At 65.3% G+C, this 14,127-nt stretch carries 13 protein-coding genes; 3 read left to right on the top strand and 10 right to left on the bottom strand.

The features are described 5' to 3' along the window. Positions 1 to 89: 89 nt before the first annotated feature. The 5 genes from FM104_RS03115 to FM104_RS03095 are packed head-to-tail and all read right to left on the bottom strand — an operon-like array spanning position 90 to position 5,855. A complete protein-coding gene (locus tag FM104_RS03115) occupies positions 90 to 1,721 on the bottom strand; it encodes a peptide ABC transporter substrate-binding protein (RefSeq protein WP_087129997.1) in 1,632 nt (543 codons plus the stop codon). Positions 1,722 to 1,760: 39 nt separating this feature from the next. Further along, on the bottom strand, positions 1,761 to 2,714 hold the full coding sequence (locus FM104_RS03110; RefSeq protein WP_179206650.1) for an ABC transporter ATP-binding protein: 954 nt from the start codon (positions 2,712 to 2,714) through the stop codon (positions 1,761 to 1,763). Further along, positions 2,707 to 3,729, bottom strand: coding sequence for an ABC transporter ATP-binding protein (locus FM104_RS03105; RefSeq protein ID WP_087129995.1), 1,023 nt, complete (start codon positions 3,727 to 3,729; stop codon positions 2,707 to 2,709). The genes FM104_RS03110 and FM104_RS03105 overlap by 8 nt, the downstream gene beginning before the upstream one ends. A 4-nt stretch (positions 3,730 to 3,733) precedes the next feature. Next, entirely contained in the window at positions 3,734 to 4,912 is a 1,179-nt protein-coding gene (locus tag FM104_RS03100; RefSeq protein ID WP_218778546.1) for an ABC transporter permease, read from the bottom strand. 25 nt (positions 4,913 to 4,937) lie between these two features. Next, positions 4,938 to 5,855, bottom strand: coding sequence for an ABC transporter permease (locus FM104_RS03095; RefSeq protein ID WP_087129993.1), 918 nt, complete (start codon positions 5,853 to 5,855; stop codon positions 4,938 to 4,940). A 156-nt stretch (positions 5,856 to 6,011) separates the two neighbouring features. Between FM104_RS03095 and FM104_RS03090 the strand changes: the two genes are divergently transcribed. After that, positions 6,012 to 6,542 (top strand): Lrp/AsnC family transcriptional regulator, encoded by a 531-nt coding sequence (locus FM104_RS03090; RefSeq protein ID WP_087129992.1) that lies wholly within the window; start codon positions 6,012 to 6,014, stop codon positions 6,540 to 6,542. A 144-nt stretch (positions 6,543 to 6,686) separates the two neighbouring features. Continuing rightward, a complete protein-coding gene (locus FM104_RS03085) occupies positions 6,687 to 7,019 on the top strand; it encodes a TfoX/Sxy family protein (protein WP_218778545.1) in 333 nt (110 codons plus the stop codon). A gap of 92 nt (positions 7,020 to 7,111) precedes the next feature. Here FM104_RS03085 and mtnK read toward each other — a convergent pair whose 3' ends face one another. The 5 genes from mtnK to mtnA all read right to left on the bottom strand — a co-directional run bounded on the left by mtnK (position 7,112) and on the right by mtnA (position 13,213). Further along, entirely contained in the window at positions 7,112 to 8,332 is a 1,221-nt protein-coding gene (gene mtnK, locus FM104_RS03080; RefSeq protein WP_087129991.1) for an S-methyl-5-thioribose kinase, read from the bottom strand. Between the two features lie 42 nt (positions 8,333 to 8,374). Further along, positions 8,375 to 9,421 carry an ABC transporter permease gene (locus FM104_RS03075; RefSeq protein ID WP_087129990.1) on the bottom strand — a complete coding sequence of 349 codons (1,047 nt, stop codon included), beginning with the start codon at positions 9,419 to 9,421 and terminating at the stop codon, positions 8,375 to 8,377. A gap of 1 nt (position 9,422) precedes the next feature. Further along, positions 9,423 to 10,961 (bottom strand): sugar ABC transporter ATP-binding protein, encoded by a 1,539-nt coding sequence (locus tag FM104_RS03070; RefSeq protein ID WP_087129989.1) that lies wholly within the window; start codon positions 10,959 to 10,961, stop codon positions 9,423 to 9,425. A gap of 80 nt (positions 10,962 to 11,041) precedes the next feature. Then, a complete protein-coding gene (locus FM104_RS03065; RefSeq protein ID WP_218778544.1) occupies positions 11,042 to 12,154 on the bottom strand; it encodes a substrate-binding domain-containing protein in 1,113 nt (370 codons plus the stop codon). A gap of 36 nt (positions 12,155 to 12,190) precedes the next feature. Next, on the bottom strand, positions 12,191 to 13,213 hold the full coding sequence (mtnA, locus tag FM104_RS03060; protein WP_087129988.1) for an S-methyl-5-thioribose-1-phosphate isomerase: 1,023 nt from the start codon (positions 13,211 to 13,213) through the stop codon (positions 12,191 to 12,193). Positions 13,214 to 13,216: 3 nt separating this feature from the next. On the opposite strand from mtnA, the gene FM104_RS03055 reads away from it, so the two are divergent. After that, a complete protein-coding gene (locus tag FM104_RS03055; protein ID WP_143738236.1) occupies positions 13,217 to 14,107 on the top strand; it encodes a GntR family transcriptional regulator in 891 nt (296 codons plus the stop codon). Positions 14,108 to 14,127: the final 20 nt, after the last annotated feature.

Genomic DNA, 14,127 nt, shown 5'->3' with positions numbered 1-14,127 from the left:
GGCGCGGGTGGGGGTGATTTCGCACCGCAGGATTCACGAAAGGGTGGGGTGCGCGGCTGCCGCACACCCCACCCTCGTCGTGTTCGGTGTCAGTCGACGCTGACCTCAGTGACGCCCTTGAAGTAGAGCGTGCTCAGCGGTGTCAGTCGCCAGCCCTCGACGCTCGGCTTGAACATCACGTTGCGGGCGCGGTAGTAGGTGTTGATCAGCGCGCTGTCTTCACCCATCATGATCTCCTCGGCCTGGTGCATGAGTTCGGCACCCTTTGCCGCATCCGTCTCGGAGTTGATCTGCGCCAGCAGGGCATCGAACTCCGGGTTCGAGTACTTGGCGTTGTTCAGCTCGGAGTTGGTTCCCCAGCCGGCGAGGAACGTCATCGGGTGCAGGTAGTCGCCACCCCAGCCCATCGCGGCGATGTCGAAATCGCCGGCCTTGACGCCGTCGTAGTAGACCTTCCACTCCTGAGTGGTGATCGCCATGTCGATGCCGAGGTTCTTCTTCCACATCTGCTGGATCGCCTCGGTGACCTTCTTCACCGTGTCGTCGGTGTAGTACGACAGCTCGATGGCGGGCAGGCCCTCACCATCGGGGTAGCCGGCTTCGGCGAGCAGCTTCTTGGCTGCGTCGACGTCGCCCTTCGGGTCGATGCCCCAGTCGGGGCGGTCGGCGGTGAAGTCTTCGTCATCGAGCACGTAGCCGGGGGCGACGATTCCGGTGGCCGGCTGGTCGGTCGACTGCAGAACCTTGTCGATCAGCGCCTGACGGTCGATCGCGAGGCTGAGCGCCTTGCGCACCTTCGGGTCGTCGAAGGGAGCCTTGGTGAGGTTCATGATGAAGTAGCTCGTGCCGAACTGCGGCACGGTGTACAGATCTTCGCTCTCGGTCTTCAGACGCGGCAGGTCATCGGTCGGCACCGTGGAGATGCCGTCGATCTGTCCTGATTCGAACGCGGTGAGCGCCGTCGACTGGTCGGGGATCACGCGGAAGGTGAGCTCTTCAAGCTTCACGTTGTCGGCATCCCAGTAGTTCGGGTTCTTGGTGAGCGTGATGCTCTTGCCGAAGGTGAGGTCGCTGACCATGAACGCGCCGTTGCTGACGTAGCTGTCGGCCTTCTTCGCCCAGGTGTCGGCGTTGCCCTCGACGACGTCCTGCTTGACTGCGTTGAACGGGAACATGTTCAGCATCGGCAGGAAGAACGGCGTCGGGGTCTTGAGCTTCACGACGAAGGTGTCGGCGTCGGGGGCCGAGATGCCGACGGCATCCTTGTCACCGGAGCCGGCGTAGAACTCTTCGGCGCCGACGATGTAGTCGGTCAGCAGGTTCGCGTACTGGCCGGCGAGCTCCTGGTCGAGCACGCGGAACCACGAGTAGAGGAAGTCCTCTGAGGTGAGGGCGCTGCCGTCCGACCACTTGAGGTCGGGGCGCAGGTGGAACGTGTACTCGAGGCCGTCGTCGCTGACGTCCCACTTCTCAGCGAGACCGCCGACGAGGTTGTTCTCGGCGTCGTAGGTGACGAGCGGCTCGAACGCGTTCATGATCACCGGTGAGGCGAAGCTGTTGCTCGTCACGCCGGGGTCGAGGCTGTCGGCTTCTTCGTTGACCGCGAACACGATCTTCTGGTCGGGGGCGTTGCCGTCGGCCTTGTCATTCCCAGCGGAACAGCCGCTGAGCACGAGCGCAGCCGCGACGAGCGCTGCGGCGCCGCGAACGTACTTCTTCATCTATATCTCCTTCGGTAGCAGGGGTGCAGGGTAGAGAATTCAGGCGACCATGTGGCAGGCGACGCGATGGCCGCCGCCGACGTCGCGCATCTCGGGCACGACGGCGGCGCAGACCTCTTGGGCGAGTGGGCAGCGGGTGCGGAATCGGCATCCGCTGGGCGGCTCGATGGGGCTCGGGATGTCGCCGTCGATGGATGCTTCGGTGCGCGCCCGCTTCGTGAACGGATCGGCCGCGGGCACGGCGCGCAGCAGCCCCTGGGTGTAGGGGTGCAGGGGGTTCTGATAGATCTCTTCGCTCTCGGAGAGCTCGACGAGCTGCCCGAGATACATCACGCCGACCTGGTCGGAGACGTGCCGCACCATGGCGAGGTCGTGCGCGATGAAGAGGTAGGTGATCTCGTGCTGCTCTTGGATGTCGCGCAGCAGGTTGATGACCTGCGCCTGCACCGAGACGTCGAGCGCCGAGATCGCCTCGTCGGCGATGATGACCTGCGGGTTGAGGATCAGCGCCCGTGCGATGCCGATGCGCTGCCGTTGCCCGCCCGAGAACTCGTGCGGATAGCGCCCGATGTGCTGGGCGGAGAGGCCCACCGCTTCGAGGATGTCGGTGATGAGCTCGCGCCCTTCGCGGACGCTGCGCACGATCCGCTGTGCGATCAAGGGCTCGGCGAGGACTTCGCCGATGGTCATTCGGTCGTTCAGCGATGAGGCCGGGTCCTGGAAGATCATCTGGATCTTCGGCCGGATGGGCCGCAGCTGACGCTCCTTCATATGGGCGATCTCGATGCCGTCGATGCGGATGCTGCCGGCGGTCGGTTCGTACATGCGGATGATGGTGCGGGCGACGGTCGATTTACCGCATCCGGATTCGCCGACGAGGCCGAGCGTCTTGCCGGCGCCCACTGAGAAGCTCACGTCGTCGACGGCATGCACGACTGAGCCGCGCTTACCGCTGACCGGAAAGTGCTTCACCAGGCCTTCGACCTCAAGCATGTGCAGTCCTCAGCTCGGTGAACGGGTTGTTCTCGATCGGGGCATCGGGTGAGAGTAAGTGGCAGCGCGAGGTGTGCGTCTCAGACAGCTGGGTGACTTCGGGAGGCGTGGTCTGGCAGATCTGCCGCGCGAATGCGCAGCGATCGGCGAACGCGCATCCGCGGGGCGGGAACATCAGGTCGGGCGGAGTCCCGGGGATCGATTCCAGGCGTTCGTCGCGGTCGCCGTCGATCCGCGGCCGAGAGTTCAGCAGCCCGAGCGTGTACGGGTGGGCGGTCTTGGTGTAGATCTCTTCGAGGGTGCCCTCTTCGATGATCTGACCGCCGTACATCACGGCCACGCGTGAGCAGACTTCGGCGACGACGCCGAGGTCGTGGGTGATGAAGATCACGCTCATGCCCAGTTCCGCCTGCAGGCGACGCAGGATGCGCAGGATCTGGTCCTGGATCGTCACGTCGAGCGCGGTGGTCGGTTCGTCGGCGATGAGCACATCGGGTTCGCAGGCCAGCGCCATCGCGATCATCACACGCTGGCGCATCCCGCCGGAGAACTCGTGCGGGTAGGAGGAGTATCGCCGTTCGGGCTCGGAGATCCGCACCATGCGGAACAGCTCGAGAACACGTTCCTTAGCCTGCGCTTTGGTCATGTCGGTGTGAGTGTCGAGCAGCTCGCGCACCTGCTTGCCCACCGGGATGAGCGGGTTCAGGCTCGACATCGGGTCTTGGAAGATCATCGCGATGCGTGCACCGCGAACAGCGCGCAGCTGTCGGTCGCTGAGGGTGGCGAGGTCGTCGCCATCGAAGCGCACCGATCCGCCGACGATGCGGCCACTGTGGGCGAGCAACTGCATGATCGACATCGCGGTGACGCTCTTGCCGCTGCCGGATTCGCCGACGATGCCGAGTGTTTCGCCTTCTGCCAGATCGAAGCTGACGCCGCGCACGGCCTTCACCTCTCCCTTGCGAGTGAAGAAGGAAGTGTGCAGGTCTTCGACCTCGAGTATGTTCGCGCTCATTCCTCTACCTGTTCTGCCGCGGGTCGAGTGCGTCACGCAGACCGTCGCCGATGAAGTTGAAAGAGAACATGAGCACGGCGATCGCCCCGGCCGGGATGAACAGCTGGAAGGGCGAAGAGCGCAGAGTCGCCAGCGCGTCGTTGGCCATGGTGCCCAGGCTTGCCATCGGAGCGGCGACACCGAGCCCGATGAAGCTCATGAACGCTTCGATGAAGATCGCAGAGGGGATCAGCATGGTCGCGGTGACCACGATGGAGCCCGTCACGTGCGGGATGATGTGCTGCCCAAGGATGCGCGCATTGCTGGTGCCCATCGTCTGCGCCGCTGCGACGAACTCTCGCTGACGGATGGTGAGCACCTGCCCGCGCACGACGCGGGCCATGTCGACCCAGTACACCGTCGACAGGGCGATGACGATACTCAGGAACCCGGCTGAGCTCGACAGAAGCACTTGGATCAGTACGACGTACAGGATCAGCGGGATGGTGCTGACGATGTCGACGATGCGCATCATGACCGCATCGACGTTGCCGCCGAGGTAGCCGGAGATGCCGCCGTAGATGACGCCGATGAAGAGGTTCACGGCCATGGCGATGATGGCGATGAGCAGGGAGATCTGCAGACCGAGCATGAGACGCGTGAGCATGTCGCGGCCGAGCCCATCGGTGCCGAACACGTGGTCGGCGTTCCACATCAGCGTGGTGCTCGTCAGGGTGCTGCCGTTCTGCATGAGCACGGGCGGTTTGACGCGGTAATTGATCGCGATCTCGCTGCCGCCGCTGACGGTGAACGTCATGCGCTTCGCAACGGGATCATCGACGCCGGACTCGATGGTCTCGAGCAGGTGACCGGACGAGCTCAGTTCGATCAGGCCCAGGCCCTGAGTCGGGGCGAAGAAGCGGCCGTCGACTTCGGTGGCGGTGATAACCGGGGGAAGGTTGACGTGGTCGAGGTTCTGCTCGTCGTAGGAGTAGGGCGACAGAAGCGGGCCGACGAAGGCGAAGAGCGCGAGCAAGAGAACCACGACGGCGCCGACGATGGCGGATGGCCGGCGCAGGAAACGCTTCAGGGTGGTGCGCAGATACGATTCGCTGGGTCCGCTCAGGCGGGTCTGGATGTCATCGGCGCGGATTGCCGGCGCCCAGGGGTCGGTCGTCAGAAGGGGGTCCATGACCTGGGTCACTGCGCGGACCTCATCTCGGATGCTTTCATTTCAGCCTTATTCGCGGGTCGATCATGCTGTAGAGGATGTCGACCAGGAACATCATTGCGATGAGGATCGCGGCGTAGAATACGGTGACGCCCATGATCGCGGTGTAGTCGCGGTTCGAGATCGAGTTGACGTAGTGCTGGCCGAGGCCGGGGATCGCGAAGATCTTCTCGATCACGAACGACCCGGTGATGAGGCCGGCGAGGATCGGGCCGAGCACGGCGAGCACGGGGATGAGGGCGTTGCGCAGACCGTGGCGCAGCACGATGGCGGCCGGGTGCAGACCTTTCGCCTTCGCGGTGCGGATGTAGTCGCGGCCCATCTCATCGAGCAGGCTCGCGCGCACCAGGCGGGTGATGAAGGCGAGCGCGAACCCGCAGCCGGCGATGATCGGCATGATGTACGCCTCGGGACTGTCAAGGCCGAAGGCGGGCAGCACTTCGAGTTTGAGCGAGAAGACGTAGATCAGCAGCGTCGCGATGACGAACGAGGGCAGGGCGACGCCGATGGTCGCCAGCACCATGGTCACGAGGTCTTGCCAGCGTCCGTGGCGCACGGCGGCGATCACTCCCAGGGGGAGGGCGATCAGCAGGGCGAAGCCGACGGTGAGGGCGCCGAGCTGGGCGGAGAGCGGAAAGCCCGAGGCGATCAGCTCGTTCACCTGCATTCCCTCGTACTTGAACGACGGGCCCAGGTCGAGCCTCAGCAGGCCGAGCATGTAGTTGCCGTACTGCACCAGGATCGGGTCGTTGAGGTGGTATTTCTGCTGCAGTGCTGCCTCGACTGCGGGCGGCAGGTTGCGGTCGGAGGTGAAGGGGCCGCCGGGCACCGCGTGCATCATGAAGAAGGTGAGGGTGGCGATGATCCACAGGGCAACGAGCATGAAAGCAACACGCTTCGCCACATACTTCGCCACGTTGCCTCCTTGCAAGCTCACTAGGGGAAAGTATGACGCACTGCCGCCGTTTTGTGCCAACTCGTCGGCTAATATTAGCGCTATGTGCGCACCGATCATACGGATGAGACATTTTGTCCAGGATTCGGAGCCAGTTGCCTGGAATGCGAGGACAGAATGAAACTCGACGAAATTCACCACCGGATGATCGACCTGCTGAGGCACGATGGCCGTCTCTCGGTCAACACGCTCGCGGTGCAACTCGGCATCTCGAGGTCGAATGCATACCAGCGGCTGGAGCGGCTGGTCGACTCGGGGGTGATCACCGGTTTCAGCGCGCAGGTCGACCCGCGGGCGGTGGGCTTGGGCATCGCCGCGATGGTGTTCGTGACGGTCGAGCAGAACCGGTGGGATGAGTTCCGCAGCTCGATCGGCGAGATCGACGGGCTCGAATACTTCGGCGCGATCGCCGGCGAGCACGACGCGATGCTGCTGGTGCGGGCCACCGATGTGGCCGAGCTTCATCAGCTGGTTTCGGGTCAGTTGGCGAAGTGGCGTTGCATCAGGTCGACCGAGACGGTGTTCTTGTTGGATGAGGCTCGGTCGCTGGCGGCGATTCCGGTGGGGCCGACGGTCGCGCCCTCAACCGACGTGATCGACCCGCACGCCCCCGGCAAGACGCGGATCGTGCGCAACCGCCCGCGATGAGGCGGTGATCGCAAGACCTCTTGATCTCGGCGGGTATGGGTGCGATTCTCAGGTATCGATGCCGTGCTGAGGAGGGGCTGTGGCTGTTGCTCTGCTTGCCGATGCGCGCGGCGTTTTCGCGGTGCTCGGTCGTGGGGTGCGTTCATGAGCGCACAGCTTGACCTGATGCGGCGCGTCCGAGAGGCGCTACGCGATCGAAGCCCCCGCGAGGTGAAGATGTTCGGCGGCGTCTCTTTCATGGTCGACGAGCGGATGCTGGTTGCCGTCCGCAACGACGGTGAGTTGCTGCTGCGCATTGATCCGGCGGACAGTGAGCGCCTGCTTGACGAGCCGGGTGCGCATGAGGCGTTGATGGGGGCGGATCGGCCGATGGGTGCGGGTTGGATCAGCGTCCGGTCGGACGTGCTCGAAGGGCCGGGGCTCGGGGAATGGCTCGGGCGGGCGTTGGCGTTTCATGCGGGGCAGGCAGGTGGCTAGCCGACCGCGTGCCGGTTTGCGCAATGACGGCGAGATCATCGGAGGATCTCGCCGTCATTCGACGGGTCCGCGGGTGTGGCCAGCCCACGAAGTCACTGCAACAAGTGAGCGCTGAGAGTGTTGCGGATGTCGGAGACTGAAGATACTTCTGTCCACGCCGCTGCCAGAGCCCGAGCGGCGGTGAGTACCGAGCGGGCGGCCGGGGCGCGCACAGACGAGTCCAGCGTCTCGATGTCTGCCACTTTCGCCGCTCCGACGATGCGCCGGGCCATCTTCGCCGAAGCGAACAGCGCAGACTCGCGAAGTGTGTCAGCTATGCGGCGTTGCGCAAACGCGCCATCAAACAGACGTGTTTCGTGCCAACTCTTTGCGCCGGCAAGATAAGTCTCCTCGAACCCCTGCCAGGTCTGCTCGATCAGCGATAGCGCCCATTCGGCACGCTCGCGCTCGCCGAGCGCCTGAGCGCGTGCAGCGGCGAAGGCGTAGTTGGCGAAGAGCGCTCCGAGGTCGAAGGCCACGGGGCCGTAGAACGCGAACTCCGAGTCGAACACCTTCACCGATTCGGTGGTCTCACCGCGCAGACCCGTGCCGCGCACCATGACCGATCCCGTGTGGAGGTCACCGTGGATCAGTGCCTCGGCCCTCGTCATGAAGCGCCATTTGGCCTCGCTCATTGCCGTTGCGAACGTCGCATCCGCGGCAAGAGCCGCCGCGTCGGCTTCGTTATCGGGCAGCACTGTGTTGCGACCGATATCAAAGACCGGCTCGGTGAAGACCAGATCCTCGGTCACGACACACAACTCCGCGTTTTGCGAACGCGCCGCGATGTCGGCGACCTCCCCGCGGGGCTGCCCGAGTACCGAGGTGCCCACAGCAACCCCTGCAACGTAGCGCCCGAGTTCCGCGGCGACCCCGTCGTGGCACTCGCCGTCGTTCAGCGCACCGCGCCAGACACGGTGGTCTGACAAGTCTTCGAGCGCGAGAATGTACTGATCGTTGTCGTAGCTGATGACTTCGACGACGAGGTCGGGATTGACCGCGCCGTGGGCGACCAGCGACTCGGCCTCGCGCCGCGCACGGTCCGGAGTCATCGGCCAGCCTTCGCCTGTCATGCGCACGTATGGCAGCGCCTGCTTCAGGATCAGCGAGCGACCGTTGTTGTCGAGGACGTGGAAGACGAGATTGAGGTTGCCATCACCGATCTCGCGGATCTGCGCCAGGTTGTCGCCGTCGATGCGCTGGCGCAGTTCGGGGTGAGCGGTGATGTACTCGCCGATGTTCGCCTCGGCGAGAAATTCGTACTCTTGGGACATGTGTCCGTTCCTTCGTAGCGGGATGGATGGGTATGCTGTCGCTTATGTGGCGGGCGAGTACCGCGACTTGCGGCGCGACAGGGTGAACGAGAACAGCAGCGCCACGATCAGCACGAGGCCCTTCGCTGTGTCCTGGAAGTAGTACTGGAATCCGGCCATCGTCATACCGGTCAGCACGATCGCGATGAGCACGGCACCGAGCAGGGTGCCCCAGGCGTTCGGCTTGCCCATCCCGAGCACCGAGGTGCCGACCAGGGCGACCGCGACGGCTTCGAGCAGGCTCGACGATCCGGCGTTCACATCACCCTGTCCGATGCGCGAGACGAGGATGATGCCGGCGACCGACGCGAACAGTGCCGAGATGACGTACGCGCTGCCGCGGTACATCCCCACGCGGATGCCCGAAAGGCGCGCCGCCTCGGGGTTCGCGCCGACCGCGTAGAGCACACGGCCCCAGGTGGTGCGGGTGAGCACGAACCAGGATGCGACGACCAGCACGAGCATGATGACGACGGGGATCGGCACCGGGCCGATGGTGCCGCGGTCGATGAGCAGGAACGTCGGGTCGAACTTGCCGGGGGCGGTCGAGCCGTTGGGCAGGATCATTCCGGACGACACCGACTGGCCGGCGACGGGAATGAGCTTCACACCCTGGATGACGAACATCACGCCCAGCGTCGCGAGCAGGTCGGGGATCTTGCACACCACGATCAGGAAGGCGTTGAGCACGCCGACCAGCAGCCCGGCGATCAGCGCGACGCTCACTGCGGTGACGCCGGTGAGGTTGTAGAAGACCATCGTGACGGCGACGAGTTGCACGGCCAGCCCGGCGACCGAGCCGATCGACAGGTCGAGGCCACCGACGATCATGCTGAACATGACGCCGAGCCCGAGGATCGCAGTGACCGATGCGAACTTCAGCATCGAGAACAGCGACTCGGAGGTGGCGAATGCGGGCTGGGTGAAGGCGAAGAAGACGAACGCGATGATCGTCACCGCAATGAAGCCGTACTTCACCACGCTGTCACGGACGACGTCGCCCAGGTGGGTCTCGCGCTGCTGTGCGCGAACGGTCGTGGTGTCGGCCATGTCAGGCCACCTCCGTCATGCTCTGGACGATCTCATCGTCGGAAACTGTGTCGATACGGGCGTCGAGGGTGATGCGTCCCTCGACGAGGACGAGCACGCGGTCGGCGATCTCGCGCAGTTCGTCGACGTCGCTGCACAGCATCACCACGCAGCTGCCGTCGGCCGCCTGTTCGCGTGCGCGCTTGGCGATCTCGCGCCGGGCGCCGATGTCGACGCCGCGGAACGGCTCATCGAGCAGCAGCACCTCGGGCGGGGTCTGCATCCAGCGCGCCACCATCACCTTCTGCTGGTTGCCGCCCGAGAGGGCATCCACCGATTGTCCGGGCCCGGTCGAGACCACCCCGAAGTCGGCGATCGCCTGCGCCGCACGGGTCGTCTCGGAGCCCTGTTGCAGTATCGCGCCGCGCGCGAAGCGCGAGAGGAAGGGAAGCGAGAAGGTGCGGGCGATCGACCAGCCGGGCAGCATGCCCTGGGCGGCGCGGTCCTCGGGCACGAGGAACACCCCTCGCGCGATCGCGTGTTTCGGATGCCGGGGAGCGTACGCCTTGCCGCCGAGCTTCATCGTGCCGGTGCCGGTCGCCGTGGATTCGCCGAACACGTACTCGGCCAGCTCGGTCTTGCCGGCGCCGATCAGTCCGATCACACCGGTGACCTCTCCGCTGCGCAGCGCCACCGACATCTCGGGTGCTTCGGGGAAGACCCGCAGGCCGTCGATCTCGAGGGCGACTTGCTCGCCGGTCAGGTGCACCAGCTGCTCGATGTCGCGTTCGGCGCCTTCGCCCAGCATCGAGGTAACGGCCGCCGCGAAGTCGAACGGGCGTTCCTGCGCCGCCGTGATGCGACCATCGCGCAGCACCACGATGTCGTCGGCGAGCTGGTCGATCTCGGCGAGCCGGTGCGAGACATGCAAGATCGCGACGCCCCGGTCGCGCAGCTCGAGGATGGTCTCGAAGAGTCGCTCGGCCTCGGACTGCGACAGGGTCGAGGTGGGCTCGTCGAGGATGAGCACCTTGGGGTCGGTGACGAGGGCACGCGCCAGCAGAAGCATCTGGCAGTCGGCGATGCCGAGCTCGAAGACGTCTTGGCGCAGGAACGCGTCGTCCCAGTCGAGTGCGAGGGCTGCGGCGACCTTGCGGGCGCGGGGCAGCAGCGACTTGGGCGAAGCGACAGAGGGGGTCTCGCCGAGCGCGATCTGCTCGAAGACGAGGTTCTCGGCGACGCTGAGGCCGGGGATGATCGCGTCGTCGATCCGCTGGTGCACGGTGCGCACCCCCAGCCGGGAGGCGGCCATCGGGTTCTCCAGCTGCACCGGGGCGCCGTCGAGCAGGATGTCTCCGCCGGTGGGCTGATGCACGCCAGAGAGGGCCTTGATGAGGGTGGACTTCCCGGCGCCGTTCGCTCCCAGGAGCGCGGTGATCCGGCCGGGCCGGAGGGTGAGATCCACGCCCTTCAGAACGGTGTTCGCGCCGAACGACTTGCGGATGTCGCGCAGTTCCAGCACCGGGGCGGGCGACGTTCGGGCGTCGCGCGGCGTTGTCATGATGTGGTTGCTCCTCGCTGAGCGGATCGGGTCTGTGGGGTGCGGTGGGGCGACGAGGCCGTCGCCCCACCGGCGGAGTGTCAGAAGCTGACGACCGACATCCAGTCTGCGGTCGACACCTGCGAGAGGTTCAACTCGGAGACCGCGGCGCGCAGGTCTTCCATGTTCTTGATGTCGTCCTCGCGCAGCATCTCCTGCGTGACGAGCACCGGCGGGAACTCCACCAGCTGGGCGTCGAGCTCATCGGCCATCGACAGCGCGAGCGTACGCAGCACAGCGGCGCCGATCGCGTTGGGGTCGGTCGCGCCGGTGGCGACCCAGCGGCTGCCTTCGGCACGCATCAGCTCGATGTCGGCGTTCGAGATATCGGCGCCGTAGACGAGCACGTCGTCACTGCCGCTGACCTGGTCGAGACCGGTCAGCGTGCCCTTGGTGAACTCGTCGTAGGGAGCGTAGATCGCGGTGACCGAGGAGTTGGCCTGCATGGCGGCGGCGACCATCGGGGCGCTGTCGCTGGCCGACGAACTGGTGAACGAGCCGGTCTTGAACAGCTGGTCCCAACCGTTGTCAGCGACGAACTGACGCCAGACGGCGTCACGGCGGTCGAGCGGTGCGATGCCCTCGACGTTGACGTAGCCGACGGCCGCGCCCTCGCCGATGTCTTCGAGCATGCGGTCGAGCACCAGCTGGGCCATGATCTCGTCGGACTGCTGGGTCTGGATCACGCCGTCGGCGCACTCCGAGACGTTCACGTCGTAGGCGATGACCGCGATGCCCTTGCTGATGGCGTCGTTCACGCCGGGGCACAGCGTGTCGGGGAAGCCGTGGCGCACGATGATCGCATCCACGCCCGACGAGATCGCCTGCTCGAGCTGAGTGGCCTGGGTGGCGTTGTCGCCCTGGGCGTCATACGCCGACAGTTCGAAGCCGAGGGCTTCGGCCTGCTGGCGCGTGCCGTTGAGGTACTGCTGGAAGTAGTCGCCCTGACCGGACTGCTGCACGATGGCGACCTTAGCGCCCACCAGCTCGGCGGGCATCTCGCTGGTCGCTTCGCTGACAGCACCGGAGTCGGCGGACTCCTGTGTGGCCGGCGCGCCCTGGCTGCAGGCGGTGAGTGCCAGCACGGCGGTCAGTCCGACCGTTCCGGTCGCGGCGAGCCTGCGCCGCAGGCTCCGGGATGACATGCGCTTCATTGCGATTCCTTTCTTGGATGCTTCGGCTGATCGCGTTCAGGCGAAAGCGGGTTGGGTGACCGTCGGCTCGACCACGCCGTGCTCGGTGACGATGCCGCTGATCAGGTCGTGCGGTGTGACGTCGAAGGCCGGGTTGAATCCGCGCACGCCGGGGGCCGACATCTGGGTGCCGCCGAAGGCGAGCACCTCGTTCTCGTCACGCTCCTCGATCTCGATGAGGTCGCCCGAGGCCAGAGTGGCATCGACGGTCGAGAGGGGTGCCGCGACGAGGAACGGGATGCCAGCGCGGTGAGCGGCTAGTGCCACGGCGACTGAACCGATCTTGTTTGCTGTGTCGCCGTTGGCCGCGATGCGGTCAGCTCCGATCACGGCGAAGTCAACCAGGCCGCGCAATATCGTGCTGCTGGCGGCACCATCGACCTCGACGACGTGAGGGATGCCGTCCTTTGCGAGCTCCCAACTCGTTAGCCGTGTCCCCTGGAGCAGCGGACGAGTCTCGTCCACGTAGACGAATTCAAGAGCGCCGCGCGCGTGCAGCTCTTTGAGTACGCCATACGCGGTGCCCCACGCTGTTGTCGCCAGTGCGCCGGTGTTGCAGTGGGTCAGGGCGCGCAACGGGCGCTTGCCGATGCGTTCGAGCAGCCAGTCGGCACCGGCGCGTGACAGATCCCGGTTTGCGGCCTCGTCCTGCTCAGCAATTCGATGCGCTTCCGCCAGCGTGTCCCCGGAGCCTTCGCGACGTACTGCATCGACTCTGCGAGCGCCCCATGCGAGGTTCACCGCGGTGGGTCGGGCCAGGGCAACCCGCTCGATCTCGGCGTCGAGTCGGTCTGCACTCCAGCCCTCGGCGGTGCCTTGGCGCTCGGCAAGGACAACTCCGTATCCACCCGCGGCACCCAGTGCGGGGGCACCGCGCACGGCGAGACGCGCGATGGCGTCTACAAGCTGGTCCACGGTGCGCAGGTCAAGGTAGACCTCGATGGCCGGCAGGACAGTCTGATCGATGATCCGCACGGCCGGGCCGTCGGCATCCTCAAACCATTCGATCGCTTTAACCATCGTGTGCTTCTCCTTTCGATGCGCTCCATTTATGGGCACAGCGGGATGCTAACAGTTGTCGGACAACCGAGTCAATCAGAACAAACAACATGTCGATCTGACATGATGTCTCTACGGCCCGCGACCGCACTGCCGCGGCTGAGTTCAGAACGACAGGGCAGCAAGGGAGAGCTCGCGATGGCACGAAGGGCATCCCGCGTTGATGCAGTGGTGGCCGGGATCCGGGCGGGTATCGGTGACGGAACTTACCCGGTGGGGCATCGGCTGCCGACCGAGTCGGAACTCGGCGAGAGCTTTGAGGTGTCACGCCCGACGGTGCGCGCGGCGCTGAGCGAACTGAAGACCGCCGGGCTCGTGTATACACGTCATGGCGTCGGGACGTTCGTCGCGGAGCCGCCCGTCGTGACGGCGGGGCTCGAGCGCCTTGAATCCATCACTGAGTCGATTCGCCGCACCGGCCGCGAGCCCGGCATGCGCTACCGTAGCCGCACTATCAGGCCTCTTCTGCCCGAGGAGGCGGCGAAGCTCGAACTGACAGCCAACGACTTAGCGCTTGAGACTCGACGTGTGATCCTTGCTGATGACGAGGTCGTCGCCTACTCGTATGACCTTCTACCGATCGGCGTCTTTCCTGAAGGTGAGTCGCCCGATGTGCTGAACGGTTCGGTCTTCGAGTATCTGCGCGATGTGCGCGGGATCATTCCCGTGCGCGCTGTCGCCGAGATCCACCCGGTAGTGTCCGAGCACGTCATCTGGGACGCGCCCCCCAGCCGGTCTGGCCTGGCCCTGTTGCTCGATCAGGTGCACTATGACCAGACCGATCATGCGATCGCGTACTCGCGTACGTATTTCATTGACGGTCGCTACACGTTCTCGATCATCCGGCATGCGTAAGCGGTTCAGTGGTTAACTCG

Origin of the sequence: Microbacterium esteraromaticum, assembly GCF_900163815.1 — a bacterium.
Classification (GTDB): Bacteria; Actinomycetota; Actinomycetes; order Actinomycetales; family Microbacteriaceae; genus Microbacterium; species Microbacterium esteraromaticum_B.
The sequence above is the reverse complement of the archived record's forward strand: the minus strand, read 5'-3'. Positions and strand labels throughout refer to the sequence as shown.